25 protein-coding genes are annotated in these 25,707 nt (G+C 43.9%); 15 read left to right on the top strand and 10 right to left on the bottom strand.

Translation table 11 applies throughout. From position 1 onward, the window contains the following. Positions 1-54 precede the first annotated feature (54 nt). From L4C44_RS17760 to L4C44_RS17750, 3 genes are all read right to left on the bottom strand, one after another. Positions 55-369, bottom strand: coding sequence for a hypothetical protein (locus L4C44_RS17760; protein ID WP_086711410.1), 315 nt, complete (start codon positions 367-369; stop codon positions 55-57). Beyond that, entirely contained in the window at positions 359-1,312 is a 954-nt protein-coding gene (locus L4C44_RS17755; protein ID WP_146489755.1) for an MBL fold metallo-hydrolase, read from the bottom strand. Before L4C44_RS17755 ends, L4C44_RS17760 begins: the two co-directional genes overlap by 11 nt. A 419-nt stretch (positions 1,313-1,731) precedes the next feature. Then, entirely contained in the window at positions 1,732-2,562 is an 831-nt protein-coding gene (locus L4C44_RS17750; RefSeq protein ID WP_428805493.1) for a formate dehydrogenase accessory sulfurtransferase FdhD, read from the bottom strand. 354 nt (positions 2,563-2,916) lie between these two features. Between L4C44_RS17750 and L4C44_RS17745 the strand changes: the two genes are divergently transcribed. The 11 genes from L4C44_RS17745 (at position 2,917) to cobB (ending at position 14,508) form a co-directional block, all read left to right on the top strand. Further along, positions 2,917-3,381 (top strand): DUF3305 domain-containing protein, encoded by a 465-nt coding sequence (locus L4C44_RS17745; protein ID WP_428805492.1) that lies wholly within the window; start codon positions 2,917-2,919, stop codon positions 3,379-3,381. Next, complete coding sequence (locus L4C44_RS17740; protein WP_146489752.1) at positions 3,371-4,057, top strand: DUF3306 domain-containing protein; 687 nt, start codon at positions 3,371-3,373, stop codon at positions 4,055-4,057. Before L4C44_RS17745 ends, L4C44_RS17740 begins: the two co-directional genes overlap by 11 nt. Before the next feature lie 299 nt (positions 4,058-4,356). Then, complete coding sequence (locus L4C44_RS17735; protein WP_428805491.1) at positions 4,357-6,018, top strand: 4Fe-4S dicluster domain-containing protein; 1,662 nt, start codon at positions 4,357-4,359, stop codon at positions 6,016-6,018. Between the two features lie 9 nt (positions 6,019-6,027). Beyond that, the gene (locus L4C44_RS17730; RefSeq protein WP_055318797.1) at positions 6,028-6,666 is read left to right on the top strand and encodes a TorD/DmsD family molecular chaperone; all 639 of its coding nucleotides are present in this window, start codon (positions 6,028-6,030) and stop codon (positions 6,664-6,666) included. A gap of 78 nt (positions 6,667-6,744) precedes the next feature. Further along, positions 6,745-6,945: a twin-arginine translocation signal domain-containing protein gene (locus tag L4C44_RS17725; RefSeq protein ID WP_008217926.1), complete on the top strand. Its 201-nt coding sequence runs from the start codon at positions 6,745-6,747 to the stop codon at positions 6,943-6,945. A 10-nt stretch (positions 6,946-6,955) separates the two neighbouring features. Continuing rightward, a complete protein-coding gene (locus tag L4C44_RS17720; protein WP_048658734.1) occupies positions 6,956-9,811 on the top strand; it encodes a formate dehydrogenase subunit alpha in 2,856 nt (951 codons plus the stop codon). A gap of 11 nt (positions 9,812-9,822) precedes the next feature. Then, positions 9,823-10,431: a formate dehydrogenase FDH3 subunit beta gene (gene fdh3B / locus L4C44_RS17715; RefSeq protein WP_048658735.1), complete on the top strand. Its 609-nt coding sequence runs from the start codon at positions 9,823-9,825 to the stop codon at positions 10,429-10,431. A gap of 13 nt (positions 10,432-10,444) precedes the next feature. Then, complete coding sequence (locus L4C44_RS17710; protein WP_428805490.1) at positions 10,445-11,518, top strand: formate dehydrogenase subunit gamma; 1,074 nt, start codon at positions 10,445-10,447, stop codon at positions 11,516-11,518. After that, a complete protein-coding gene (locus tag L4C44_RS17705; protein ID WP_048658737.1) occupies positions 11,502-11,918 on the top strand; it encodes a hypothetical protein in 417 nt (138 codons plus the stop codon). The genes L4C44_RS17710 and L4C44_RS17705 overlap by 17 nt, the downstream gene beginning before the upstream one ends. 376 nt (positions 11,919-12,294) lie before the next feature. Next, positions 12,295-13,515 (top strand): ammonium transporter, encoded by a 1,221-nt coding sequence (locus tag L4C44_RS17700; protein WP_428805489.1) that lies wholly within the window; start codon positions 12,295-12,297, stop codon positions 13,513-13,515. A gap of 258 nt (positions 13,516-13,773) precedes the next feature. Then, positions 13,774-14,508, top strand: a complete 735-nt coding sequence (gene cobB / locus L4C44_RS17695; RefSeq protein ID WP_146489746.1) for a Sir2 family NAD+-dependent deacetylase — start codon at positions 13,774-13,776, stop codon at positions 14,506-14,508. 95 nt (positions 14,509-14,603) lie between these two features. Here the strand turns inward: cobB and L4C44_RS17690 are convergent, their stop codons facing one another. The 5 genes from L4C44_RS17690 to potA all read right to left on the bottom strand — a co-directional run bounded on the left by L4C44_RS17690 (position 14,604) and on the right by potA (position 19,760). After that, positions 14,604-15,641 (bottom strand): extracellular solute-binding protein, encoded by a 1,038-nt coding sequence (locus L4C44_RS17690; RefSeq protein ID WP_008217941.1) that lies wholly within the window; start codon positions 15,639-15,641, stop codon positions 14,604-14,606. Between the two features lie 210 nt (positions 15,642-15,851). Then, on the bottom strand, positions 15,852-16,886 hold the full coding sequence (locus tag L4C44_RS17685) for an extracellular solute-binding protein (protein WP_239715871.1): 1,035 nt from the start codon (positions 16,884-16,886) through the stop codon (positions 15,852-15,854). Positions 16,887-17,033: 147 nt separating this feature from the next. Then, positions 17,034-17,804: a spermidine/putrescine ABC transporter permease PotC gene (gene potC / locus L4C44_RS17680; RefSeq protein WP_004742279.1), complete on the bottom strand. Its 771-nt coding sequence runs from the start codon at positions 17,802-17,804 to the stop codon at positions 17,034-17,036. Beyond that, complete coding sequence (potB, locus tag L4C44_RS17675) at positions 17,804-18,661, bottom strand: spermidine/putrescine ABC transporter permease PotB (protein ID WP_017059630.1); 858 nt, start codon at positions 18,659-18,661, stop codon at positions 17,804-17,806. Before potB ends, potC begins: the two co-directional genes overlap by 1 nt. Beyond that, the gene (potA, locus tag L4C44_RS17670; protein WP_048658741.1) at positions 18,645-19,760 is read right to left on the bottom strand and encodes a spermidine/putrescine ABC transporter ATP-binding protein PotA; all 1,116 of its coding nucleotides are present in this window, start codon (positions 19,758-19,760) and stop codon (positions 18,645-18,647) included. Before potA ends, potB begins: the two co-directional genes overlap by 17 nt. A gap of 329 nt (positions 19,761-20,089) precedes the next feature. On the opposite strand from potA, the gene L4C44_RS17665 reads away from it, so the two are divergent. The 4 genes from L4C44_RS17665 to ttcA all read left to right on the top strand — a co-directional run bounded on the left by L4C44_RS17665 (position 20,090) and on the right by ttcA (position 23,700). Further along, positions 20,090-20,917: a DUF2189 domain-containing protein gene (locus L4C44_RS17665; RefSeq protein ID WP_428805488.1), complete on the top strand. Its 828-nt coding sequence runs from the start codon at positions 20,090-20,092 to the stop codon at positions 20,915-20,917. Then, positions 20,910-21,758, top strand: a complete 849-nt coding sequence (locus L4C44_RS17660; RefSeq protein ID WP_428805487.1) for a glucosaminidase domain-containing protein — start codon at positions 20,910-20,912, stop codon at positions 21,756-21,758. The genes L4C44_RS17665 and L4C44_RS17660 overlap by 8 nt, the downstream gene beginning before the upstream one ends. 123 nt (positions 21,759-21,881) lie before the next feature. Beyond that, complete coding sequence (locus L4C44_RS17655) at positions 21,882-22,532, top strand: DUF2987 domain-containing protein (RefSeq protein ID WP_428805486.1); 651 nt, start codon at positions 21,882-21,884, stop codon at positions 22,530-22,532. A gap of 274 nt (positions 22,533-22,806) precedes the next feature. Continuing rightward, a complete protein-coding gene (ttcA, locus tag L4C44_RS17650) occupies positions 22,807-23,700 on the top strand; it encodes a tRNA 2-thiocytidine(32) synthetase TtcA (RefSeq protein ID WP_017059635.1) in 894 nt (297 codons plus the stop codon). 121 nt (positions 23,701-23,821) lie between these two features. Here the strand turns inward: ttcA and uspE are convergent, their stop codons facing one another. After that, entirely contained in the window at positions 23,822-24,772 is a 951-nt protein-coding gene (gene uspE / locus L4C44_RS17645; protein ID WP_428805485.1) for a universal stress protein UspE, read from the bottom strand. 132 nt (positions 24,773-24,904) lie between these two features. After that, on the bottom strand, positions 24,905-25,651 hold the full coding sequence (gene fnr / locus L4C44_RS17640) for a fumarate/nitrate reduction transcriptional regulator Fnr (RefSeq protein ID WP_017632474.1): 747 nt from the start codon (positions 25,649-25,651) through the stop codon (positions 24,905-24,907). Between the last annotated feature and the right edge of the window lie 56 nt (positions 25,652-25,707).

Genomic DNA, 25,707 nt, shown 5'->3' with positions numbered 1-25,707 from the left:
TATTACTGGATGAATGAACATCACTCGATGACGAGCCTTTGGCTTTATAGGTTTCTACTGGCCACATACACCACCAGTTACCTTGCTATTCACCAAGATCATGCGTTCTTTACTTGGTGATGTGCCTTCGCCGGTTAAACCACATTTACCATCACGAGCACGTACTAAACGGTCTTGTGGGTTGGTAGTGAGCTCTGCTTTTTCAAAGCGCTTCTCAGTACCACACTTACCTGCGGCACATTTACCACCATGGCCAGACGATGCTTTTGCTTCAACAGGAGCTTCTGCTGGAGCATCGGCAAAGGCCATTGCAGAATGAAGACTTATCGCTGAGGTAAGAGCGATTGATAACGCGATTTTATTGTTCATTTTCTTTATCCTTTACAGCAGACATAGGGAAGCTCGCAAGGTCGCGGCCAGACATGATTGGGCCATCGTAGTATTCACGCACAATCTTCACTGATTCAGACTTAAGCTTAAGTCCTAAACCCATCCAGTGGTTAAGCACCAACATTTTCGGATTAATTTCTTGGGCAATTTTGCCGATAACTGAAGGCTTCGCGTGCATGAATGAAGAGACACCATCGGCTTGTTCATGAATCGCCATCGGCATCATCATGATGTCAGCGCCACGAGCGAAGTCTAAGAAAGCAGGGTTGCTACCGTTTTGGTCTGCTGAAATCACCATCACGCCTTCTTCACTTTCGATTCGATAAGCGAGACAAGGCACATCACCATGAGGAATACCCAGAGCAGTGATCTTCAAACCATCTTTTTCGTAAACGACGGTTGGCACTGTGGATTGGTAGTCAACATCGGTAAGATTGACTGGGAATAAGCCATCGGTTCCATCGTATAAGCCAGCAAGGTAAGCATACGCACCATCTTCTGGGTCGAAATTTGCTTTGAAGTAGTTGCTTAAGCTAGGGAATGCAGAACCTGCTGTTGGACCAGAAATTTCAAGTGGTCTATCTCGGTCGAAGAAATAACCACCTTTAAGAAGTGCAGGTAGATCATTTACATGGTCTGTGTGGAAGTGAGTGATACCCATAAAGTCAAGATCTTCAAGCTTAGCTCCGGCCTGACCAAAGCGAAGGTATACACCGCCACCTGCATCGATCATCACTCGAGATTTCCCTTTCCACCACACAATCTCTCCAGAAGATGCACGCAAGTCATCAGAGATTGGGCCGCCGGATCCGAGTATCTGTAATGTGAAATCCGTATCAACGGGTTTAACTTCGATAGCGTAACTGTTAGCCGCTAGCGTCAATCCGAGTGCTAACGCTAGCGCTTTTAAAGGCTGTTTCATATTGTCATCCAATTCTTTGTTTCTTATCTGTTTTTCTTTGAAGTGAGCATTCAAAGAAGTGAAACCTAAAACAAGCAGCACGATAAGTGCGTGCTTCGTTCTGTTCACGGAGCACAAGATAAAGAATTGTTAACGTTCGGTATATCCAGTAATTATGAAGCCAGCGTTAATAAAAACTTAACGAATGTATTAAGCGCGTCCTATTGCTGAATTAATGTTCAACAAAGAGCTATAAGGTAAACTGGCTATTAAAGCTGTGCGAATAGAATTATGTAAAAAGGGCGGAAATTACTTAAGGAGGCAAGTGGTATAGGGGAAACAAAAGAAAAGGTGCAAGCCAGAGCCTACACCTTATCCCAGTTCATCAGAAAGTTCGCTTTAGAGAGCTTTGCTTTTAGATAGTATTGGCTTTAGACAACTTACGTTGAATGTTCACCTTTTACATCAAAATCGATCTTGTCTGCGCCCGTGAAGACTTGGAAGCGTAGACCTTTAGCACGAGCAATCGTGGTGATACCGAACTTCTGCGCCAAATCTAAGCCCATTTGGGTCACGCCAGAACGTGATAGAAGAACAGGAATACCCATCTGCGCTACTTTGATGACCATTTCAGAGGTAAGGCGGCCTGTGGTGTAGAAGATCTTGTCTGCGCCATCTTCTTTGTTAAGCCACATCTCACCCGCAAGGGTATCAACAGCATTGTGACGGCCTACATCTTCCACAAACGACAACACTTGGTCGTCTTTGCAAACAGCACAACCGTGCACCGCGCCTGCTTTCTTGTAGGTATCGTTGTAATGAGTCAACGCTTCAAGCGCTGTGTAGATTTCAGATTGCTTAATCTTGTTTTGAGGCACCTGGTAATCTTCCAACTGCTTCATCACGTTGCCATACATGGTACCTTGACCGCAGCCAGAGGTTACTGTTTTCTTCTTAAGCGCTTGCTCAAGTTGGCTTGTATCTTCTTTGGTGATAACCGCTGCAGAGCTGGTTTCCCAATCGATGATAATAGATTCAACCGCTTCTGGGTCGGAAAGGAAGCTTTGGTTTTTCAAATAGCCCAATACTAATGACTCCGGACGAGAGCCCAATGTCATTAACGTTACGATCTCTTTCCAGTTCAACATAACGGTAAGAGGGCGTTCACAAGCGATCTGTTTGGTTAGCTTCTCACCATATTCATCAAACACTTCAACTTCGATTGTTTGAAGTGGGTTTTCGCTAGTTTTTATTATGTTTGGTTTTACCACAATCACTTCCTACTTAATGAGATAGGGTTGTAACAAGAGGGCCTAACGCCGATCTTGTTAATCGATTCTTTAACTCATGCTTAAAGCAAATCTTATTCCAAAATAACGGGTATTCAGGAAAACATGAAGCATTCGATTAAAATAGCGCAAAATATGAGAGTTCACCGGGTGGAGTTGTCTGAAATAACCAGTATCGACTAACGTTATAGTGACAACTTGATAACGAACGCTATAGATACGCTCTTGCAGTTAATCCGTATTGGCGTGTTTATTGCTTTATGGGGTGTATATGATTGCGCACAGTACAAAATGTCCTAAGTGCATTCAGACCAAAGAAAATCAATTGGGTGAAGTATGTCTGAGATAAAAGAATTCAAAGAACAATATGAAAAAACAGAAGCAGCTTGGCCAATCGGTGTCCAAAGAATAGAAAAAGAGATCAAAACAGGTATCTGGATAACGACGCAATGGGAATTGACGGGGTTTGAACTGTCGCCAGAAGACGATGCCCAAGACGTTTGTTTACTCCAATTACATAAAGACGAGCGTACAGACTATCGTTTCAACCTAAGCTCTCAGCAACCTAAGCTTTTCTTAGTGATGGATAATGTCGATTCTGGTGTAAAACCAGTTATTCAGTTACTTACAGCATCACAAACCGTTGCAGGGCAATACATGGACGGTGACAACCAAGTCCTTTCATACGACATTCCGTTACCAGTGCAAGCTTGGATGGAAGCCTTCATCGGCCGTCATGGTGAGTTGCTAGAAGCAAGACGTAAGAAACGTAAAGGTGCGGGTAGATCAAATGGCAACTAACTTCTTTAGCCGTTGGTCTCAACGAAAGCTTGATGGTTCCACAGACGAACCTTTGGAAGTAGAGCAAACACTGGAAGCAACAGAACTCACTTCATCTGATTCTTCTTCTGAGGTTTCGTCTGCTGATCTTTCGTCTGAAATGGAAGCAGCAGCGCCTCAATCTTTAGAGAGTGAAGCTTCAGAAACCAATGAAGAAGTTCATGCTTCTGACGTTCAAGATCCCGCACCAGAAGCCACTGAAGATTTGTCTGTTGCTCAATTATTGGTATCAGAAGCTTCAGAAAGCGTAAAAAAAGCCGCATTGCGTAAATTATTTCTATCGGAAGAGTTTAACGTACGTGATGGTTTAGATGATTACGACGACGATTACAGTAATTTGAAGTCTCTTTCTGAAGGGGTTGCGGAAACCTTGCGTGATTGGGTTACAGACAAAACGGAAGAAGAAACTGCACCAGAAGAAGAGCAAGTCATTGATAATAAGGATGAAGGTGAAGTTTTAGGAAATTCTGAAAGCGATTTTGAGGTATCTGATAATGAACTTGAAACGTCAGAAAGTGCTGAAATAACCGAACAAGAAAAACAACTGTACAAAAGAACAGTGGTAAGTAATAACGCTACAACATCAGACGAAGATGACTTGAAAGAGATGGGACAAAATATACCACACAAAGAATAGGTACATTTTGACTAAATACTCAATGAACCGCTTGCGACAAAATGTCCCAAGCGGTTTTTTTATACGCACAATAAACGCTATAAAGGAATAAATTGCTGATATATAAGGTTTATTAAATTGGCATGGCATTTGCTAAATAACGTTTATTATCAACTTTTTTGTAGATAGGCGAATTCATAGTCTGACGATCGGGACACTGGCTAAAGGGTTAGTTGTTAACGGATTACTCAGCAAGTTCTCTATCGCTTACTACAATGAAGGTTGAACAGATTATCCATGTCCAAAGATGGAACTGAGCAATGCTTAAACAATTATTAGAACAAGCAACTTCAAATAACGCTAAAGCAAGGCTGTATGCATTTGAAAATACAGTTGAGTTAACAAATCTGATTCCACCGACAGTAAGTTACGAAAGTGGTGGTAATACGCTAATTATTGGTCCAACTGCGATCATTGAAAGTGCTGCGGCTCAATTACCTCAATTGACGAGCTTAACCTTATTGTCGACAGACGGCGAAAAGGGCAAAAACCCAGAACTGTACTTCGCGAATTCGGTTCAAGTATCCGGTTTCCTTGGTACGTTTGAAGTTGTGATTGAGAGTAAAGGCACATCAAGCAACTTGGCGAAAATCGCGATTAATCACGATTGTTTCGATGTTGTTCTAGACCTATGTCTGAATAGCTGCATGACAGAAGAAGTGCCTGTACCAGGTTATTACCCAGTGGGCCGAGGCTATCCAAAACTGGCCGAAGCACTGGAAGAGATTCCAACGCTAATGGGTACATTTGATAAGCCTAAGTTCTTCCGTTTAGACACTGACCTTTGTGCGCACAGTTCTCGTGGCGTAAAAGGGTGTGAACGTTGTGTTGACGCTTGTCCTGCTGGCGCACTATCAAGTGAAGGCTCAGACAAAACAGGTCACAAGATCGAGATTAACCCTTATCTATGTCAAGGCGTAGGAACTTGTGCAACAAGCTGTCCTACAGAAGCGATTACCTATGCGCTTCCAAACCCTGACGATACTCAAAAGTTCATTGAACGTACGCTAGCTAACTATGAACATGCGGGCGGTCTGGATCCAATCGTACTTATCTGTAGCTCTCGTCATGAGACTTACAATGTAATGGCGCTAAAAGCACTACCAGATAACGTTATTCCAATCGTGGTTGAAGAACTGCCTTCTATTGGTATTGATACTTGGTTTGCAGCGCTAGTGAATGGGGCGACTCAGGTTCTGTTTGCTGCCTCTCGTTTTATGCCAGAGACGATCATTCGTGTTCTGAATAACGAAGTCGGGATTGCTCAAGAGCTACTAGACCAAATCGGTGTTCCAAAAGAAACCATCGATATCCTGTATTTAGAGTCTCTACGTGAAGGGCTTCCAACACTGTGTGTTGATTCTTTCGACCTTGCACTTGGCGATCTTCAAGGCAACAAACGTCAACGTCTATTCACTGCACTCGATGCTATGTCTTCATCTCGCATTCCTGTCGAGAATATCGTTGAACTTCCTTCGAATGCACCATACGGCACGGTTTCGTGTGAAAGCAAAGATTGTACGTTATGCATGAGTTGTGTTGCGGTTTGTCCTACACGTGCTCTTCATACCGACGGTGCTTCTCCATCACTTAAGTTTGTAGAACAAGACTGTATTCAATGTGGCCTGTGTGAAAAGGCATGTCCTGAAAATGTTCTGACTCTTACGCCTCGTATGAACTGGGTGAAAGAAGAACGTCAGAAAGCGGTTGTGATTCATGAAGAGAAAGCAGCGGAATGTGTGCGTTGCCATAAACCATTTGCGCCTCAGTCTATGATTGACATGCTACAGAACAAGTTACGCGGTCACTCTCACTTTTCAGATGAAGCAGCGATTAATCGTATTGCTATGTGTGAAGACTGTCGTGTAGTGGATATGTTCGATTCAATGGCTCAAGACCCATTGAAACAATTGAAATACTAGGAGTTAGCCTTGGAAACGAATTTGGATCAGGCACAAGAACAGACACTAAGAACTGAGATTTATTTGGTTCTATCTGCACTGTTTCGCAGCGCACCTTCTGAAGAGGTGATCGACTTTCTAAAAACGCTCGATATTGAAGCGTCTGAAAGCGCAATGCAGAAAGCTTGGATTGCCATTCAACAAGCGGCAACGGAATCAAATCGCGAAGCGTTAGAAGATGAATATCAAGATCTGTTCATTGGCATTGGCCGTGGAGAGATTGTTCCATTTGGTTCATGGCATAGAACTGGCGCCATGATGGAAAAACCATTGGCAGAGATTCGTCATGACCTAGAGCTTTTAGGCATTGAGCGTGATGATCAAGTGAAAGAGCCAGAAGATCATATTGCTGCATTGTGTGAAGTAATGGCAATGCTAACTGGTGAAGAAGAAGCGCTTCAACAAGCCGTTTTCAATAAGCATCTTGGCCCTTGGTTTAACTCTTTTACGCGTCAGCTTGAAAGCGCAGAAAGTGCGAACTTCTACAAATCAGCAGCTCAGCTGTGTGAAGCATTCTTAACGTTAGAACAAGTGCGTTTTAGCGTTAATACAAAAAGCAGTAAGCATAAATTAAAGATTGATGTGAAAAACGTCACTGATTACGAGTAATCGAGCAGTACGCGATTATATCGATAGAGGGGCATTAAGCCTCCAAAAAAAGATCTACCGTAAGGTAAGGAAGCAATGATGAAAGATAATAAAGATATAAATACAAGCCGTAGGGATCTACTCAAAGGCTTGACGACTGCAGCCGTTGCTGGTGCCGTTGTCGCTGGTACAACTAAAGTGGCAACCGCTTCAGAAACTGTTGAAATTTCGAAAGAAGACGTGAAGAAGACTGGCTATCGTGAAACGCAACACATTCGCGATTACTACGACACACTTTAGGAGATAACGGATGAAACTTGTCAAACGCTCCGATAGTGTGAGCAAAGAAACCAATCAGCTAGGTGTGTCTCGACGTGCCTTCATGAAAAATACTTCATTAGCTGCTGGTGGTGCAGTCGTAGGCGCAAGTCTATTTGCACCAGGCATGATGAAGAAAGCACAGGCTAAATCAGTCGATCCAGAAGCGAAAACAGAAGTAAAACGTACTATCTGTTCTCACTGTTCTGTGGGCTGTGGTATTTACGCTGAAGTTCAAAACGGTGTTTGGACAGGTCAAGAGCCTGCATTCGATCACCCATTTAACGCTGGTGGACACTGTGCGAAAGGTGCAGCACTTCGTGAGCACGGCCACGGTGAACGTCGTCTTAAATACCCAATGAAATTGGAAGGCGGTAAGTGGAAGAAGCTTTCTTGGGAACAAGCGATTGAAGAGATCGGTAACAAAGCGCTAGAACTTCGTAAAGAGTCTGGCCCTGATTCAGTTTACTTCCTAGGTAGTGCGAAACACAGTAACGAGCAAGCTTACGCATTCCGTAAGATGGCATCGCTTTGGGGCACGAACAACGTTGACCACCAAGCGCGTATTTGTCACTCAACCACAGTAGCCGGTGTTGCAAACACTTGGGGTTACGGTGCAATGACAAACTCGTTCAATGACATGCACAACTGTAAATCGATGCTGTTCATTGGTTCAAACCCTGCAGAAGCTCACCCAGTAGCGATGCAACACATCTTGATCGCGAAAGAGAAGAACAACTGTAAGATCGTTGTGGCGGATCCTCGTCGTACGCGTACTGCTGCGAAATCAGATCACTACGTTTCTCTTCGTCCAGGTTCTGACGTTGCGTTTATCTGGGGTGTGTTATGGCACGTCTTTGCAAACCAATGGGAAGACAAAGAGTTCATTAAACAACGTGTATTCGGCATGGACGAGATCCGTGAAGAAGTAGCGAAATGGAACCCAGCAGAAGTTGAACGTGTAACTGGTGTTAGTGAAAAAGACGTATACCATACAGCCAAACTACTTTCTGAAAACCGTCCGGGTTGTATCGTTTGGTGTATGGGTGGTACTCAGCACACGACGGGTAACAACAACACACGCGCTTACTGTGTACTTGAGCTTGCGCTAGGTAACATCGGTAAATCAGGCGGCGGTGCAAACATCTTCCGTGGTCACGATAACGTACAGGGCGCAACTGACCTTGGCGTACTTTCTGACACACTTCCAGGCTACTACGGCTTGTCTGAAGGTTCTTGGCGCCACTGGTCTAAAGTTTGGGACATCGACTTTGACTGGGTGAAAGGCCGTTTCGACGACAACGCATACGGTGGTCAAAAACCAATGAACAGTGCAGGTATTCCTGTATCTCGTTGGGTAGATGGCGTGCTTGAAGACAAAGACAAGATTCGTCAGCGCGAAAACATCCGTGCCATGTTCTACTGGGGTCACGCGGTGAACTCTCAGACTCGTGGTCCAGAGATGAAGAAGGCGATGCAGAAGCTGGATATGATGGTTATTGTTGACCCATACCCAACGGTAGCAGCGGTAATGAACGATCGTACCGACGGCGTTTACCTGCTACCAGCAACGACTCAATTTGAAACCTACGGCAGTGTAACGGCATCAAACCGTTCTCTACAATGGCGTGACAAAGTCGTTGAGCCTCTGTTCGAATCTAAACCTGACCACGAAATCATGTACCTGCTTTCTAAGAAGCTTGGTTTCTCTGATCAGCTGTTCAAAAACATTCGAGTTGAGAACAACCAACCTCTGATTGAAGACATTACACGTGAATTCAACAAAGGTATGTGGACGATTGGTTACACAGGTCAAAGCCCTGAACGCTTGAAAGAGCACCAACAGAACTGGCATACGTTCCACAAAACGTCTCTAGAAGCAGAAGGCGGTCCTGCAAATGGCGAGACTTACGGTCTACCTTGGCCATGTTGGGGCACACCAGAGATGAAGCACCCTGGTACACACATCCTTTACGATACGTCTAAGACGGTTGCTGAAGGTGGTGGTAACTTCCGTACTCGTTTCGGTGTTGAGTTTGAAGGTCAAAGCCTACTTGCTGAAGACAGCTACTCGAAAGGCTGTGAGATCAAAGATGGTTACCCAGAGTTCAGCGACAAACTACTGAAACAACTGGGTTGGTGGGATGATCTAACGGCAGAAGAGAAAGCGTCTGCTGAAGGCAAAAACTGGAAGACTGACGTTTCAGGTGGTATCCAACGTGTGGCAATTAAACACGGTTGTATCCCATTTGGTAATGCGAAAGCACGTGCGATTGTTTGGACATTCCCAGACCGTGTACCACTGCACCGTGAGCCTCTTTACACGCCACGTCGTGACCTAGTTGCTGATTACCCAACGTGGGATGACAAAGAAGCTATCTTCCGTGTTCCTACGCTTTACAAGTCGATTCAAGAGCAAGACAAATCTGGTGAATACCCGATTATCCTGACTTCTGGTCGTCTGGTTGAGTACGAAGGTGGTGGTGAAGAGACTCGTTCAAACCCATGGCTAGCTGAACTTCAACAAGAAATGTTCGTTGAAGTGAACCCGAAAGACGCAAACGACATCGGCTTCAAAGACGGTGATGATGTTTGGGTTGAAGGTGCAGAGAAGGGCCGTATTAAGGTGAAAGCGATGGTAACACGTCGTGTTAAACCTGGCTTGGCGTTCATCCCATTCCACTTCGGTGGTAAGTTCCAAGGTGAAGATTTGCGTTCTAAGTACCCAGAAGGCACGGATCCTTACGTTATTGGTGAAGCTGCTAACACAGCAACCACTTATGGTTACGACCCTGTCACGTTGATGCAGGAAACGAAAGTAACCCTTTGTAATATTCGTAAAGCGTAAGGAGTCTTAAAATGGCTAGAATGAAATTTCTTTGTGACACCAAGCGTTGTATCGAATGTAACGGTTGTGTCACTGCATGTAAGAATGAAAATGATGATGCCCTGGAATGGGGTATTCAACGTCGTCGCGTTGTCACACTGAACGATGGCGAACCGGGTGAAAACTCTATCTCAGTAGCGTGTATGCACTGTACTGATGCGCCATGTATGGCGGTTTGTCCTGCAGACTGTTTTGAACATACAGAAGACGGCATCGTACTTCACAATAAAGATCTGTGTATCGGTTGTGGTTACTGCTTGTTTGCTTGCCCATTTGGCGCACCTCAATTCCCTAAACAGGAAGCATTTGGTGAGCGCGGTAAGATGGACAAATGTACCTTCTGTGCTGGCGGCCCTGAAACAGAACCAGGTTCTATAGAAGAGCGTCAGAAATACGGTGCGAACCGTATTGCTGAAGGTAAGCTTCCAATGTGTGCTTCGCTTTGTTCAACTAAAGCACTGCTAGCGGGTGACGCAGAGAAAGTTTCTGATGTTTTCCGTCAGCGTGTAGTTGAACGTGGTGCGAAAGGTGCAGGTTGGACAGACGGCAACGACCTTTCTTACGATGCGACTAAGAGCTAAGTAGGAGAGACATATGCTTACAATGTTTAAGCGTCTCTTCCTTGTTGTGCTGCCGATGTTGGCAGCACTAACAATGCTTTCTCCTATGAGTCATGCATCTGAGACGAACTCATCACAAACTCAATCGAGCTCTGCTCAACGAGAAATCACTCAGCTTGCTGGTGCCGATTTTTGGCGACAAGTAAGAAATGGTGAGGAAGGTTACACCACATCTCAATCGGCTGAGCACGGTGTGTTAATCAGTACTCCAGGTCAAACGTGGTACATATTGAAAGAGAAGTGGATGTCACCAGCCGGTGCGGTCGCTATCTTTGGCAGTATTGCTTTTGTGACTTTGATGTACGTTGTGATTGGCCCGCTAATGCTAAGTGCACCAAGAACAGGGCGTAAGATCAAACGTTGGTCTCGACTTGATCGTGCATTGCACTGGAGCATGGCGTTTACCTTCTTAACACTGGCGTTCAGTGGTTTGATGTTGGTTTACGGTAAACACTTCTTGAAACCTTATATCCCAACGGATCTATGGGGCTTCATCGTTCTACTGGCTAAGCAATACCACAACTACATCGGCCCAATTTTCTATGTGCTGTTGATGGCGGTTCTTATCAAGTGGTGGCGCAAGTCGATCTTTAAGAAAGTGGATATCCAGTGGTTCTTGAAACTTGGCGGTATGGTAGGGAAGCATAAAGGTTCTCACCCGTCTGCAGAGTTCTCAAATGCCGGTGAAAAAGCGCTGTTCTGGCTACTTATCGTTATGGGTAGTGTCGCTGCAATCAGTGGTTTGGTATTGGACTTCCCAATCTTTGGTCAAACTCGCCGTGATATGGAGCTTTCAAACTTAGTTCATATGTTGGCAGCTCTGATCCTTATCTGTGGTTTCGTGTTCCACATCTATATCGGCCTGTTCGGTATGGAAGGCGCACTAGAAGGCATGGTAACGGGTGAAGTTGATGAAACCTGGGCGAAAGAGCACCATGACCTTTGGTACAACGAAGTGATGGAAGAAGAGAAAAACGGTGTTGAACAAAACGCTAATGTCGCAACAGAGAAGAGTGAAGGGGTGAATAAGAATGAACAAACCTCATAAAGGTATTTGGGTTGCTTACATCCTAAGCTGTTTCACACCATTTACTTGCCTTCTCTCTGGTGTGGTTGCCATCATCTACGCGGGCTATCGTTTAGATAAAGGTGAAGACGGCGAAGTAGTGGATACCCATTACTACGGCTTGATTCGCTCGTTCTTCTTGAACCTGACGTTCTTTGTGGTGCTTATCGTAACGGTAGCGACCTCTAATGGCGTGTTAATTGGTGTGAACGATTACTGGTATCAAAACCATATTATCGATGACATCGCTTACTACATCCCGTATGTAGGCATGTTGTTCGGTGGGGTTGCGATTGTGGTTTGGTTTATCCGTATGTATCAAGGTATGCAGCGTTTGAGTCAAAACCTACCGCAAAACCCGTCTACAGGACCAAACCTGTAACGCCAGTGCGTTAGCTAAAGCTCAAAAGCAAAGCCCAGTGATCGATTCACTGGGCTTTTTGTTTTAAGTCTCTCGAACCGTAAATAGTCGCAGCCACTCTCTGGATCAGAACCTAATTATTGACCGCTTCAATATGGTGCAACTCCCTCATTTGGTGCAATTGTCGGTGTGATTTTTTCGATTTTCAAGATCCATAAAAGTGCACCTAAATATTTAGTCAATAATAATCAGCAACTTAAAAACAAAATCTGTTGCACGAAAATTACCCTTCGCACTTGGAACACATCTTGCGTTCACTGTTGAGTCTTTAATTAATTACGATATTGAATCGCACGATATCAGTGCAAATCAGATAAAGCGAAAGGAGAATGCTTTAATGAGTGAAACGGTGACTCAAGTTCATAGTGCAGTACAAACCCTTACCCAAAGTTCAGATACTTTATTCCTCTTACTCGGCGCGATCATGGTCTTCTTGATGCACGCTGGCTTTGCTTTTCTCGAAGTCGGTACTGTGCGAAAGAAGAACCAAGTCAACGCGCTGGTAAAGATCCTTTCCGACTTTGGTGTCTCCGCCATCGCTTACTTCTTTATCGGCTATTGGGTGGCTTACGGCGCTCACTTTTTTGCTGATGCAGAAACATTGTCCCAAGGTAATGGGTACGAATTGGTTAAGTTCTTTTTCTTAATGACCTTCGCAGCAGCAATACCTGCAATCGTTTCTGGTGGTATCGCAGAACGTGCACGTTTCTATCCAATCCTAATTGCAACGTTATTTACCGTTGGTTTTGTCTACCCATTTTTCGAAGGCATCATTTGGAACGGTAACTTTGGCTTCCAAGATTGGCTAGAAGGTCAATTTGGTTATGGATTCCATGACTTTGCGGGTTCTGTCGTGGTTCACGGCGTTGGTGGTTGGATTGCATTGGTTGCAGTTTACTTCCTCGGCATGCGTAAAGGCCGTATCCGCGCTGGCAAACACACTAACTTCGCGCCATCTAACATTCCTTTCTTAGCGCTTGGTTCGTGGATCTTATGTGTTGGTTGGTTTGGCTTCAACGTGATGTCTGCTCAAGCTATCAATGGCATCAGCGGCCTAGTTGCGATGAACTCACTAATGGCTATGGTCGGCGGTATTCTAGCGGCGCTTGTTGCAGGTAAGAATGACCCGGGCTTTATCCATAATGGTCCTTTGGCTGGCTTAGTAGCGATTTGTGCAGGTTCAGACTTAATGCACCCATTAGGCGCGTTAGTGACTGGCGGCGTGGCAGGCGCATTGTTTGTTTACCTGTTCACGTACATGCAAAACAAAACACAGATCGATGATGTATTAGGTGTGTGGCCTCTACACGGCGTATGTGGGGCTTGGGGTGGCATTGCAGCTGGTATCTTCGGTCAACAAGCTTTCTGGGGCCTAGGCGGCGTGAGCTTTGCTTCTCAGGTAGTTGGTGCGTTGGCGGGTATCACCGTGGCTCTAGTTGGTGCACTCATTGTTTATGGTGTATTGAGCAAAATGACTGGCTTGCGTTTAAGCGAAGAAGATGAATTTAATGGTGCAGATCTTTCAATCCATAAGATCTCTTCTATCAATGAAGATTAACACTGGGCACTGCCATTAGTTTTAAGCTCTTCAGTACACATCAGTTAAATCAATACTAGGCGGCTTCGGCCGCTTTTCTGTGTTTATTGAAAGTCAGTCGGAGAGTTTTATTGAAAAGTTAAGTAAACGACTAGCGAGTTATGTCACAAATAGCCAATGAATTCAGTTGCCTAAGACTATGGTCTAATCCCTAAAACTATTGTTGGAATTTGAACAGTGCTAAGCTGTTACAAAGTGACATATTGAAAAGGACGTTGTATGCATTTCCCATATCGAAATATCGTAATTCTTACTGGCGCTGGCATCTCTGCGGAGTCGGGGATACAAACATTCCGAGCACAAGACGGGCTATGGGAAAACCATAAAATCGAAGATGTCGCGACACCTGAAGGGTTCGTAAAAGATCCAGACCTTGTACAAGCCTTCTATAACAAACGTCGTCACGGCTTACAAAGCGAGAGCATCTTGCCGAATGCCGCTCACAAAGCCCTAGGAGAGCTTGAAGACAAACTTGATGGCAAAGTAACAATCATCACTCAGAACATCGACAACCTGCACGAGAGAGGCGGTAGCAACAACATTATTCACATGCATGGCGAACTTTTGAAAGCACGTTGCAGTGAATCCAATCAAGTTATCGAGCATAAAGGTGACATCGAAACAGGTGAACTTTGTCACTGCTGCCAAATCCCTGCTCAAATGCGTCCACACATTGTTTGGTTTGGTGAAATGCCATTGAGAATGGGTGACATCTATTCAGCACTGGAAGAAGCGGATCTGTTTATCTCTATCGGAACTTCAGGGGTAGTTTATCCCGCAGCAGGCTTTGTTCATGATGCGAGAATGCATGGTGCACATACTATCGAAATAAACCTCGAACCAAGCGCGGTTGAAAGTGAGTTTGAAGAGAAACGTTACGGTAAGGCGAGTATCGAGGTGCCTAAACTCGTCGGGGAATTGTTATGTTCAGAGAAAGGTTCTTTAACGGCCTAAGCCTTGTCTTTAATAAAGCACGTCAGTTTCTGAATCTGAAAAAAATAAAGCGGCTTACGCCGCTTTATTTACTTAACTGATTAACTAACAATAACTTAGTTGTTTACTTTAAGTTTTTGGAAGTACTCGTCATAAATGACGCTCGCTTCGCCAACTTCATCTTGCCAAACGCCGTTATCCATCACTGATTGTGGTGGGAAAACGTTCTTGTCTTCAGCAAATTCTTTTGGAAGAAGAGGGTAAGCGGTTTTCACCGGAGTCGGGTAGCCGATCTCTAGAGCAATTTTCGCTGCGTTCTCTGGGCGAAGAAGGAAATCGATCATCTTATGTGCGGCTTCGATGTTCTTAGCTCCTGATGGAATCGCTAGGCTGTCCATCCAGAAGATAGCGCCTTTCTCTGGCCAGATAATGTCAATCGTTGCGCCTTCTTGGCGTGCCATGTAAGCAGAGCCATTCCAAAGCATACCAAGAGACACTTCACCTGCAAGGTAAGGGTTCGCTGGGAAATCTGAGTTAAATACCAATACGTTTGGCATTAGCTTACGAAGTTCTTCGTAGGCTTCTTTGATCTCTTCAGGGTTAGTTGTGTTTGGAGAGTAACCCAATTTAGATAGTGCGATATGGAAAACCTCACGAGAGTCGTCCATCATCATCAGCTGACCTTCCCACTGTGTATCCCACAGGTCGCCCCAGTTTTTCACTGAAGATTTGTCTAGCATGTCTGAGTTGATACCAATACCCGTAGCACCCCAAATGTATGGGATAGAGTAGTTGTTACTTGGGTCAAATGGCTTATCCAAGTAGTTTGGATCCAAATCAGCAAAGTGGCTTAGCTTGGTTTTATCAAGCTCTTGAAGCATGCCTTCTTTACGCATCTTAGAAACGAAGTAAGTAGAAGGAACAACTAGGTCATAACCCGTACCTTGAGTTTTTAACTTAGCGTACATGCTTTCGTTAGACTCATAAGTAGAGTAATAAACTTTAATGCCCGTCTCTTTTGTGAAGTCTTCTAGCACTTCATTTGGAATATATTCAGACCAGTTGTAAAAATACAATTCTTGGTCAGCTGCGAAAGAGGGTGTAGAAAGTAAAGTAGCAGCACACAATGCGCCGGTATACAGTGTTTTTTTCATTACTGTTCCGTTCATTTGTTTGATTTGGAGCTGGGTAGTGACCCAAAGTAAAAGGATTTCGAAAAATCGCGCTATATTATAGCAGTGAAAAAATAAAATAGGCAGCCTAAGCTGCCTATTCATTGATATTCTTATTTTTAACTTGTTGATTATCTACATCGTCTTGTTAAGTAAACCTGCTACTTACTCGCGGTTAGATAATAAGCTAAGTTACTGGCCTGCTTTAAGTTTCATGAAGTAATCTTCGTACTTCACTGTCTTATCACCAACCGCGGCTTGCCATTCAACACGGTCAAGATCTTCTTGCGATGGGAACAGCGCTGGGCTGTCTTTAAACTTCTCATTAGACGCTTTAACTGCAGTTAGGTAGCCTGTGTCACGAGAAATTTGCTCTGCGATTTCAGGGCGAAGTAGGAAGTCGATCATCTTGTGAGCCGCTTCTACGTTTGTTGCGCCAGAGCTGATTGCAAAGTTATCAACCCAACCGATGCCGCCTTCTTTAGGGAACACCAGTTTAATTGGTAAACCTTCGTTTTGAGCCGCTGCTGCAGAACCGTTCCAAAGCATACCAAGACCGACTTCACCAGACATGTATGGCGCGCCTGGGTTGTCTGAGTTAAATACTAGAACGTTAGGCATTAGCTTTTGTAGCTCAGCGTACGCTTCGTCGATCTCTTTCTCATTGGTTGTGTTACCTGAGTAACCTAACTTACGTAGAGCAATGTGGAACACTTCACGGGTGTCATCCATCATCATTAGTTGACCTTCGAGCTCAGGCTTCCATAGGTCAGCCCAGCTTTGAAAATCTTCTGGATCGTACATGTCAGTGTTAACAGCAAGACCTGTGATTGCAACTACGTGTGGAATAGAGTAATCGTTACTTGGGTCGTACGGCTTATCCAGGTAGTTAGTATCTAAATTCTTGAAGTTGTCCAACTTAGTTTTGTCGATCTTTTGTAGCATACCTTCGTCGCGCATCTTAGATACGAAGTAAGTCGACGGAACAACCAGGTCATAACCTTTGTTGTGTGTTTTTAGCTTTGCGTACAAGGTTTCGTTCGACTCGTAAGTTGAGTAAATCACCTTGATGCCAGTTTCATCGGTGAACTGTTCTAGGATCTCACTATTGATGTAAGGTCCCCAGTTCATAAATACCAACTCTTTGTTATCTTTTGCAAAAGATGGTGCAGATAACATTGAAAGCGCACATGCACTACCAGCTAATAGAGTAGCCCATTTTTTCATTGACGTTAGCTCCAAACTAAACGTTGCCCGAAGGCAGTAGATAGAAAAACAGAATGGCAATTTACCATTCTGTTTATGATTAACACTTTTTTGAACTTGAAGTTTCTTAACTTCTAATCAAGTCTGTCTCTTTATAGAGTAGGAGACTTACTTGATTTTTTCTCTCGCTAATAACTGAGAAATAATCACCAGTATTAACGACACCACTAACATCACTGTTGCTAGGGCGTTGACCTCAGGAGAGATACCCACTTTAACCATTGAGTAAATCTTCAGTGGTAAGATTTCATACGTTGGCCCTGTTACGAAAGAGCTGATGATCACATCGTCCAAAGACAGAGTGAAGCTCAATAACCAACCCGCAGCAACCGCAGGCTTAGCAAGAGGAAGAATGATCTGTTTTAGAATCGTCCATTCACTTGCACCCAAGTCTTTTGCTGCTTCTAGCATCTTCACATCAAAGCCATTCAAGCGACTGTAAACCGTAACAACAACAAACGGCAGACAGAAGGTAATGTGCGCAGCAAGTAGGGTAAAGAACCCCAGTTGCACACCCATTACTAAGAACAGTGCAAGAAGCGAAATCGCCATTACGATATCTGGTGACATCATTACGATGAACAGCATGCCATTGACTACGCCTTTACCTTTGAATTGGTAACGGAATAGGGCTACTGCCGTTAGGCTACCGACAATCGTTGCAGCTGTTGCTGAGAACACCGCTACGTTAATCGAATGCCACGCAGCCTGCATTAGGCTGTCGTTGTTAATCAGCGCGTCATACCACTTCGTCGTGAAGCCACCCCATTTCATACCAAACTTGTTGGCATTAAATGAGTTCGCAATCAACACGATAATAGGTAGGTATAGAAAAGCGTATACCAGCGCCATAAAGCTGAACTTAACTGTGCGACCCATTAGTCTAGCTCCACTTTCTTGTTCAATAGCTTACCTGCTCGGTAGTAGGCATACAGCATCACAGCCATTGCCATGGTTAGTGCGATACTCGTCGCTGCACCAAATGGCCAGTCTCGAGCGTTGAGCACCTGGCTCTTAATCACGTTACCAATCAATAGGTTCTTAGCTCCACCTAATAGGTCAGAGATGTAGAACATGCCCAACGCAGGCAATAGCACCAACAGACAGCCGCCGATAATGCCTGGCATTGTTAGTGGCAGTACCACTTTCAATAGCGTTTGCAGTTTGTTCGCACCTAAATCTTTAGCCGCTTCTAAGTACGTATCGTCCAGTTTTTCAATCGCTGAATACAGCGGAAGAATCATGAACGGAAGTAGGATGTATACCAAACCGATCATTACAGCGGTTTCTGAGTACATGATACGTAGCGGTTTATCAATGATATCTAGCGCTAACAAACTTTTGTTTAAGACACCTTGAGTACCCAGTACAATTTTCAACCCGTAAGTACGAATCAAAGAGTTAGTCCAAAATGGGACAATCACTAGGAACAACATGATTGGACGCCACTTCGCTGGCATTTTTGCCACGATGTAAGCGAACGGGTAACCAATAATTAAACAAAGTAGGGTTGCGACAATTGCCATATAGAAAGAGTGCATCAACACTTTAAAATACAGCGGGTCAGCCAAACGCACGTAGTTATCGAGAGTGAAGGTCATCTCGATCAAGTTCGCTTCATCACGAGTTAAAAAGCTAGTACCGATGATCATGATGTTTGGAATCATCACGAACAGCACTAACCAACCTGTGATTAAAGCAACAATTGCGTTTTGTAAATTAAACTTCTTGCTCATCTTCTAATACCACTTCCCAGCTCTCAACCCAAGTTACTGCAACTTTTTGGCCCAGTGAGTGATCAACATCAGGGTCATCTTCGTTGAAGAATTCGCTAACCATCACACGCATACCAGATTCAAGTTCTACGACTGAATCTAATGTCATGCCTTTATAGGTTCGCTCGACAATGTGGCCAACAATACCGCGTTGCTCAGACTCTTTGATTTCTTCGATACGAAGATCTTCAGGGCGAAGCAATACTTGCAGTTTTTGACCCGGTGTTACGTCTTTATCGTGATAGATAACTGACTCTTCACCTTCGATTGTCGCAACAATGCGCTTTTCATCTAGACGAGATTTCGCTGTCGCTTCGAATACGTTAATTTCACCAATAAAGCGCGCAACGAATAGGTTCTTAGGCTCTTCGTAGATCTCTCTTGGTGTGCCATCTTGTTCAATCACGCCATCACGCATAACGATAATGCGGTCAGACATAGACAGCGCTTCTTCTTGGTCATGCGTTACAAAAATGAACGTGATACCAAGTTGGCGTTGTAATTGTTTCAGCTCGATTTGCATCTGTTTACGTAACTTGTAATCAAGAGCAGATAGAGATTCATCCAATAGAAGAACTTTTGGCTTATTAACGACAGCACGAGCGATTGCGATACGTTGCTGTTGGCCACCAGATAGCTGGTGTGGTTTTCGTTGTGCCATTTGTTCTAAGCGCACCATTTTTAAAGCATCCATTACACGAGGCTCAATCTCGCTGTTTGGAACTTTCTGCATGCGTAAGCCAAATGCCACATTGTCGAAAACGGTCATATGTGGGAATAGGGCATAGCTTTGGAATACAGTGTTTACATGCCTTTGTTCAGCAGGAACTTGGGTTACGTTTTGTTCAGCTAATAGTATTTGACCACTATCTGCCGTTTCAAAACCCGCAATCATTCTTAGTACGGTTGTTTTACCACAACCTGATGGGCCTAAAATCGTGAGAAACTCACCATGATTTACGTTTAAATCCAGATTGCCGATGACTTCCTTACCATCGAAACTTTTACTGATGCCAGTTAGCTGTACTACTGGCTTTCCTACTGATTTTTTAGCGTTCAACGTCTGTTTTTCTCCACCTTGGTTCTATTTGAGACCTGTTGCTATACACCTTTAAGGCGCGCATCATAATCACCAAAAACGTGAATTCAAAGCATTTTTTACCTTTCGAAGATAAAAAATTTCGCAGGTAAAAGTAAACATCCTTTACCATACTGTTATTTACTGGGTTTACACCCCGACAAGTGTCTAATTATTAACCATTAAGACGCAAAAGCAAGCCTTGTTACAGATTCATATTTTAGTTTGTATCCGACATATGAGTATAATGAAGGTAATTTTTTATCAATAAGTTAGGTGGCTTCGCTTAATCGGCACACCTAGGTATCAATATGAACAACGACATCGAAAAAGATTTTAATTTGGGCGGTAGTATCAACCGTGCACTTTCTGGCGATTATGAGCTCAAAGCAACGGCTGTATTCCAAGAAGCTTGGAAACATACGATAAGTCACTTTCTTTCGTTTTCCCCAGCGATCATTGCTTTGATGTTTGTGCAGCTCGCTATCTTTTATATCGCACTCAAGCTACAGCTTGGTGATCCCGCGGTTATCTTGGATGCGGTTATCGACCCAGAGTCGTTTACACCACAAATCGTTGAATCGATTTTTATTGCGAACTTTAGCTATGAAGTAATCAGTGCACCTATCTATGCGGGGATCTGTTTAATGGCCATGAGCCACGCTGCCGGTCTACAAACCAAAGTACGCCACATCGGTAAAGGTTTGCAGTTTACGATTCCGGTTATTCTAGTGACTTTGTTTAGCCTAATGCTTCAAGGCATCGCAGGGATGATTCTCCCATTCTTGTCTATCTACTTCTCACTTGCGTTCAGCCATTCGATTCTGCTGATTTGTGATAAGAAAGTGCCGCCAATGCAATCGCTACTGCTTTCATTAAGAGCGGTAAACAAGAAGATCTTCGTAGTCGCGTCTATCTACCTAATGGTTATGTTGATGTTCATCGTGGCTGCAATGATGTATGGCATTGGCTTAATCTTTGTTCTTCCATTCTTCTTCCACGTGAAAGGTATCCTTTACCGTGAGATGTTTGGCATCAAGTTAAAACTGATTGCTTCAGATCGTCCAAAGGGCGATGACGATAACAACGACAGCAATAACGACGACAATAACAAAAACCCACAGGTATTCGATGCATAAAAACACACAGGCAGGCGCAAGCAAATCACTTGCGCTTAAAGTGACTGCACTGGCTCTTGTTGGCTCTATTTCACTGGTTGGTCCTTATATTTACCAAGAAGAAGAACGACGACGTACGACAGAGCAGAGTGCCAATTCAACTGATCAATTTGGCGACTTGACGGCTTCTTCGAGCACACCAAACTTCGCGGCCATCGAAGATGTGAACGAGAAAAAAGAGACGTTCTTTTCGTTCCTACGTCCAAGCATCAATATTGAAAACAAACGTATCAGCAAAGAACGCGCGTTTTTAACTAAGCTCTCTGAATCTGGTTTAAACAGTATTGATTCTGAAGACGCGTCTTATGCGAAAAGGTTAGGGAAGTTGTATAGCTTACCGGTGCCGAGTGAAGGTTTGGATCAGGCATGGCTGACAGAGATGCTTAACCGCGTCAATGTACTGCCAGAAGCGCTTGTACTGACACAGGCCGCGAATGAGTCAGCTTGGGGAACGTCGCGTTTCGCCACCAAAGCCAACAACTATTTCGGACACTGGTGTTATACCAAAGGTTGTGGTCTTGTTCCGCTACAACGTAATGAAGGTAGCTCGCATGAAGTCGCAACATTCTCTTCAAGCCAAGAATCAGTACACCGTTACTTCATGAATCTTAATCGCAACCGCGCTTACGCCGATCTAAGAGCGATTCGAGCAAAACTTGCCACGCAAGGTGATGATCTTTTAACAACCGCAACGGCGACAGAACTCACCAATGGCTTGTTAAAATATTCTGAGCGAGGTTCCGACTATGTGACTGATTTACAAGCAATGATCCGTCACAACAAGGTATACTGGAAAAAGTAACTCATTTTGATACCAACTTGGTTGCCTTCGATAGTCGGCTTACACCAAGTAATATCACAAAAAGAGCAGCTCATTGGCTGCTCTTTCTATTTATAAACGCTCAACTTCGACAAGATTATAATAATGAAAAAGACAGCACTCGCTTTATTAACCTCATTAAGCCTTGGGGTTTCTCTTCCAACTTCAGCGCAAGAGTACATGTTCACGTATTCTAAGCTTTATACTCAGCTGAAAAACAACACCAAAGAAGGGCATGATGATGTCAAAGTTGCGGTCTTCTTTGTTGATCAACAAGCTCAGCAAACCTGTCACATCAGCAAAGCTTGGATGGAAAAAGAAGAGCACTACGAAGAGCTAAAAGTCTCTCCAGCCAAAGAACTGCTTCTACCGGTAGATCAAAATCTGCGTTCAGCAAACCCTCTTATCTTTGTGCAAACACAAGAACAAGAGTGTGCGTATTCTTTAGTTGTGATGACGCAAGAGCCTTTAGTTGGAACTGTTGAAGTTGCACAGCTAGAAAGCCTATTACCACAGATGCAGGCGATGCTTGAAGATGTCAGCGGTATGTTCTCTGGCTGGTTCACACCAGATATCCAAGGGTTAACGCTGGAGTTCGCTAATAAGCTTGAAAGCAACATCGAGCTTTCAAACGGCAAGCAAATACCAATCAAAAAAGGGCGAGCGAAATTCACCTTAGCGGAGTTGAATGGAAGTGACAGCATCACGTTACCAGAAGCAACAGTGCGCGTATTGCCGTACATTCCCGCGCAATAATTCCCCTAAGTTTTCATGACATGTCTTAAAGCAGCCTCGTCGAATAAGATCAGGCTGCTTTTCATTATCTGCGATACCAACCGAGAGCTTGCGAAGCTGCGTTTCTCTACCGCTTAGGGAGCTTATCGCACAATAAAAGCAGAATCTTTCTAATACTCAGCTTGTTTATCCTACCGTTACTATTTCAACATGAAATAAAAATCCGTATAATCCACGCCCTAAAACAGTCCCACTAGCAATCTACAGTCGGTAATACGACGGTGTGAGAGTCGCAATGAACCAAAACGATAATAGAAAAGAAACACTTGAATTCAACAAACTTCAGAAACGTCTGAGAAGAAATGTTGGAAATGCCATCATCGACTACAACATGATCGAAGAGAATGATGTGGTAATGGCATGTATTAGTGGCGGTAAAGATTCATTTGCGATGCTAGATATTTTGCTACGTTTGCGTGAAGCAGCACCAATCAAATTTGATGTTGTTGCGGTAAACCTAGACCAAAAACAACCTGGGTTCCCTGAGCACATTCTTCCTGAGTACTTTGAAACGCTGAACATTCCTTACTACATCGTAGATAAAGACACGTACTCGGTGGTTAAAGAGAAAGTGCCAGAAGGCAAAACAACGTGTGGCCTATGTTCTCGTCTTCGTCGTGGTACTTTGTACTCATTCGCAGAGAAGATTGGCGCAACTAAGATCGCACTTGGTCACCACCTAGACGACATCGTTGAGACCATGTTCCTTAACATGTTCCACGGCGCTCGTCTTAAGGCTATGCCACCTAAGCTTCGTTCAGATGATGGTCGTAACGTTGTTATTCGTCCACTGACTTACTGCCGTGAAACGGACCTAATCAAATACGCTGAGCACAAAGAGTTCCCAATCATTCCTTGTAACCTATGTGGGTCACAAGAGAATCTACAGCGTCAGAACATTAAAGCGATGCTAATTGATTGGGATAAGAAAACGCCTGGTCGAGTTGAGAAGATCTTCAAGTCAATCCAGAATGTAAGCCCAAGCCAACTGGCTGACCGCGAGCTGTTTGATTTCGTGAACCTTCCTCTAGACCGTAGTGAAGACCGCAAAGCATACGAATTCGAAGAAGCTGAAATCTCATCTTCAAACATTGATGAGTCAATGTTCATCGACGTGACGAACGTTTAGCCATTTGAGTGGATAAAGATGATTTTAGCCATTCTGTATTTGGAATGGCGTTACTCTAGATAAACAAAAACGCCTCAAGCAATGTTTGAGGCGTTTTTTATAAGTTAAACTTTTCGCTGACTTAACCTTTCGAAAGGTTAGGGTCTAATGGGCTCACGTAACCAGATGGCTTAAGAGCCAACACATCACAGTTAATCTTGTCGATAACATGTTCCGCTGTATTACCAATAAACACGGCAGACAAGCCAGTACGACCCGTTGTCCCCAGGATCACCATCGCTGCGTTATTTTCAGAAGCTACACGAGGAATAACATCTTCAGGTAAGCCTTGCTCAACCACAGTTTGCTCTTCACACATACCGTGCTTCTGGCGCAACGCTTTCATGGCTGTTAAGTGATGGCCACGAACCGCGTCGGTATAAGACGTTGGATCAAACTCTGGTAGTTCAATAGTAATATTTGCAGGGGTTACTGGGTAGGCATTGACCAAGAACGGTTCAGCATCTAAACGACCCGTGATCTCTAGTAACCTATCGACTATTGTATCGTTAAGCTCTAAGTGAGCTTCTGTTTCCGAACCAACATGAACTGAAGCAAAAATCTTCGCGTGATCTGGCCAGAAATCGTTTTTAACCAATAGTACTGGGCTAGGACACTTTCTCAACAGATGCCAATCGGTTGGAGTGAAGATGACAGATTCCAAGGTATCGTGCTTGCGCGTACCTTTGATCAAGATATCATGCTCGCCACTATAAACCTCGGCAATGATCGCTTCGTATGGGCGGTTATGCCAAACCACTTGTACATTAAATTCAATAGAATCATCTAGGTAAGGTTCTGCGACTTTATTCATCCAGATTTCACGCTGGTGAATCACGCCTTTACGCATTGCGTCTCTCTCATCGACAGAGAGCATAGATGTCATTTCATACGAGAAGTCGTATATCGACAAAAAGAAAGTGATGTGGCTTGTTGAGGTGCTTTTCTTGGCAAGTTGGATAGCACGAACTAGAGCAGGTTGCTCATCGTGATTAATGTCTGCGACAACTAAAATTTTGTTATAGATACTCATAACTAAGCCTACTTTTCAGACCGAACATATAAATAATGTAGCGTAGTTATGGAGAGATTAAGAGAAATATAAGAGGTTTTAAGAGAGAAACATGATGTAGCTCATTATTGAACTACATCATTGATATCTAGACTATTCTTTTGAAACGCCAGCAAGTTCCATCAACGCATCGTGATCTTCGATAGTGATGTATTTGCCTTTAACGCTCAAGATGTCTGCTTTTTGGAAACGACCTAAAAGACGACTAATTGTTTCAACAGTCAACCCAAGGTAGTTACCAATATCGCCACGAGTCATCGTTAGACGGAACTCACGCGGGCTGAAACCACGTTGAGAGAAGCGAGTAGAAAGGTTGTAAAGGAATGCAGCAAGACGCTCTTCCGCGTTCTTCTTTGAAAGAAGCAGAATCATTTCTTGGTCACCTTTAATCTCGTTGCTCATCAGGCGCATGATTTGCTGACGCAATTTAGGCATTTTTCCTGATAGGTCATCAAGAATCTCATATGGAATTTCACATACCATAGAAGTTTCTAGCGCTTGTGCGAAACTAGGGTGTAGGTCACCAGTAATCGCATCGAAGCCAACAAGATCGCCCGCTAGGTGGAATGCAGTAATTTGCTCATCACCTTGCTCGGTAATCGTGTAGCTCTTGATCGTTCCAGAGCGAATAGCATATAGAGATTTAAGCTCGTCACCGGCTTTAAATAACTCTTGGCCTTTTTGAATAGGCTTTTTTCTCTCAATGATCTGATCAAGTTGATCGAGTTCAGATTCATTCAAAGTAAACGGAATACAGAGCTGGCTAATACTACAATCCTGGCAATGGATCGCACAGCCACCAGACTGAACACGTTTCGTCACAGGCTTTTCAGAAATCATAACAATCTTTCACTATTTGATATACGTCAATATTTTAGCATTCCTTAATCCTAAAG

The sequence above is a fragment of the Vibrio satsumensis genome (genome assembly GCF_050337435.1).
Lineage (GTDB): Bacteria > Pseudomonadota > Gammaproteobacteria > Enterobacterales > Vibrionaceae > Vibrio > Vibrio satsumensis.
Note: the sequence above shows the minus strand (reverse complement) of the source record. Positions and strands in the feature narration are given on the sequence as shown.

Bases quoted from the DNA above. Each gene is read 5' to 3' on its own strand.
- L4C44_RS17760 (WP_086711410.1), bottom strand. From the start codon at position 369: ATGAACAATAAAATCGCGTTATCAATCGCTCTTACCTCAGCGATAAGT.
- L4C44_RS17755 (WP_146489755.1), bottom strand. From the start codon at position 1,312: ATGAAACAGCCTTTAAAAGCGCTAGCGTTAGCACTCGGATTGACGCTA.
- L4C44_RS17745 (WP_428805492.1), top strand. From the start codon at position 2,917: ATGTCTGAGATAAAAGAATTCAAAGAACAATATGAAAAAACAGAAGCA.
- L4C44_RS17740 (WP_146489752.1), top strand. From the start codon at position 3,371: ATGGCAACTAACTTCTTTAGCCGTTGGTCTCAACGAAAGCTTGATGGT.
- L4C44_RS17735 (WP_428805491.1), top strand. From the start codon at position 4,357: ATGCTTAAACAATTATTAGAACAAGCAACTTCAAATAACGCTAAAGCA.
- L4C44_RS17725 (WP_008217926.1), top strand. From the start codon at position 6,745: ATGAAAGATAATAAAGATATAAATACAAGCCGTAGGGATCTACTCAAA.
- L4C44_RS17720 (WP_048658734.1), top strand. From the start codon at position 6,956: ATGAAACTTGTCAAACGCTCCGATAGTGTGAGCAAAGAAACCAATCAG.
- fdh3B (WP_048658735.1), top strand. From the start codon at position 9,823: ATGGCTAGAATGAAATTTCTTTGTGACACCAAGCGTTGTATCGAATGT.
- L4C44_RS17710 (WP_428805490.1), top strand. From the start codon at position 10,445: ATGCTTACAATGTTTAAGCGTCTCTTCCTTGTTGTGCTGCCGATGTTG.
- L4C44_RS17705 (WP_048658737.1), top strand. From the start codon at position 11,502: ATGAACAAACCTCATAAAGGTATTTGGGTTGCTTACATCCTAAGCTGT.
- L4C44_RS17700 (WP_428805489.1), top strand. From the start codon at position 12,295: ATGAGTGAAACGGTGACTCAAGTTCATAGTGCAGTACAAACCCTTACC.
- cobB (WP_146489746.1), top strand. From the start codon at position 13,774: ATGCATTTCCCATATCGAAATATCGTAATTCTTACTGGCGCTGGCATC.
- L4C44_RS17690 (WP_008217941.1), bottom strand. From the start codon at position 15,641: ATGAAAAAAACACTGTATACCGGCGCATTGTGTGCTGCTACTTTACTT.
- L4C44_RS17685 (WP_239715871.1), bottom strand. From the start codon at position 16,886: ATGAAAAAATGGGCTACTCTATTAGCTGGTAGTGCATGTGCGCTTTCA.
- potC (WP_004742279.1), bottom strand. From the start codon at position 17,804: ATGGGTCGCACAGTTAAGTTCAGCTTTATGGCGCTGGTATACGCTTTT.
- potB (WP_017059630.1), bottom strand. From the start codon at position 18,661: ATGAGCAAGAAGTTTAATTTACAAAACGCAATTGTTGCTTTAATCACA.
- L4C44_RS17665 (WP_428805488.1), top strand. From the start codon at position 20,090: ATGAACAACGACATCGAAAAAGATTTTAATTTGGGCGGTAGTATCAAC.
- L4C44_RS17660 (WP_428805487.1), top strand. From the start codon at position 20,910: ATGCATAAAAACACACAGGCAGGCGCAAGCAAATCACTTGCGCTTAAA.
- L4C44_RS17655 (WP_428805486.1), top strand. From the start codon at position 21,882: ATGAAAAAGACAGCACTCGCTTTATTAACCTCATTAAGCCTTGGGGTT.
- ttcA (WP_017059635.1), top strand. From the start codon at position 22,807: ATGAACCAAAACGATAATAGAAAAGAAACACTTGAATTCAACAAACTT.
- uspE (WP_428805485.1), bottom strand. From the start codon at position 24,772: ATGAGTATCTATAACAAAATTTTAGTTGTCGCAGACATTAATCACGAT.
- fnr (WP_017632474.1), bottom strand. From the start codon at position 25,651: ATGATTTCTGAAAAGCCTGTGACGAAACGTGTTCAGTCTGGTGGCTGT.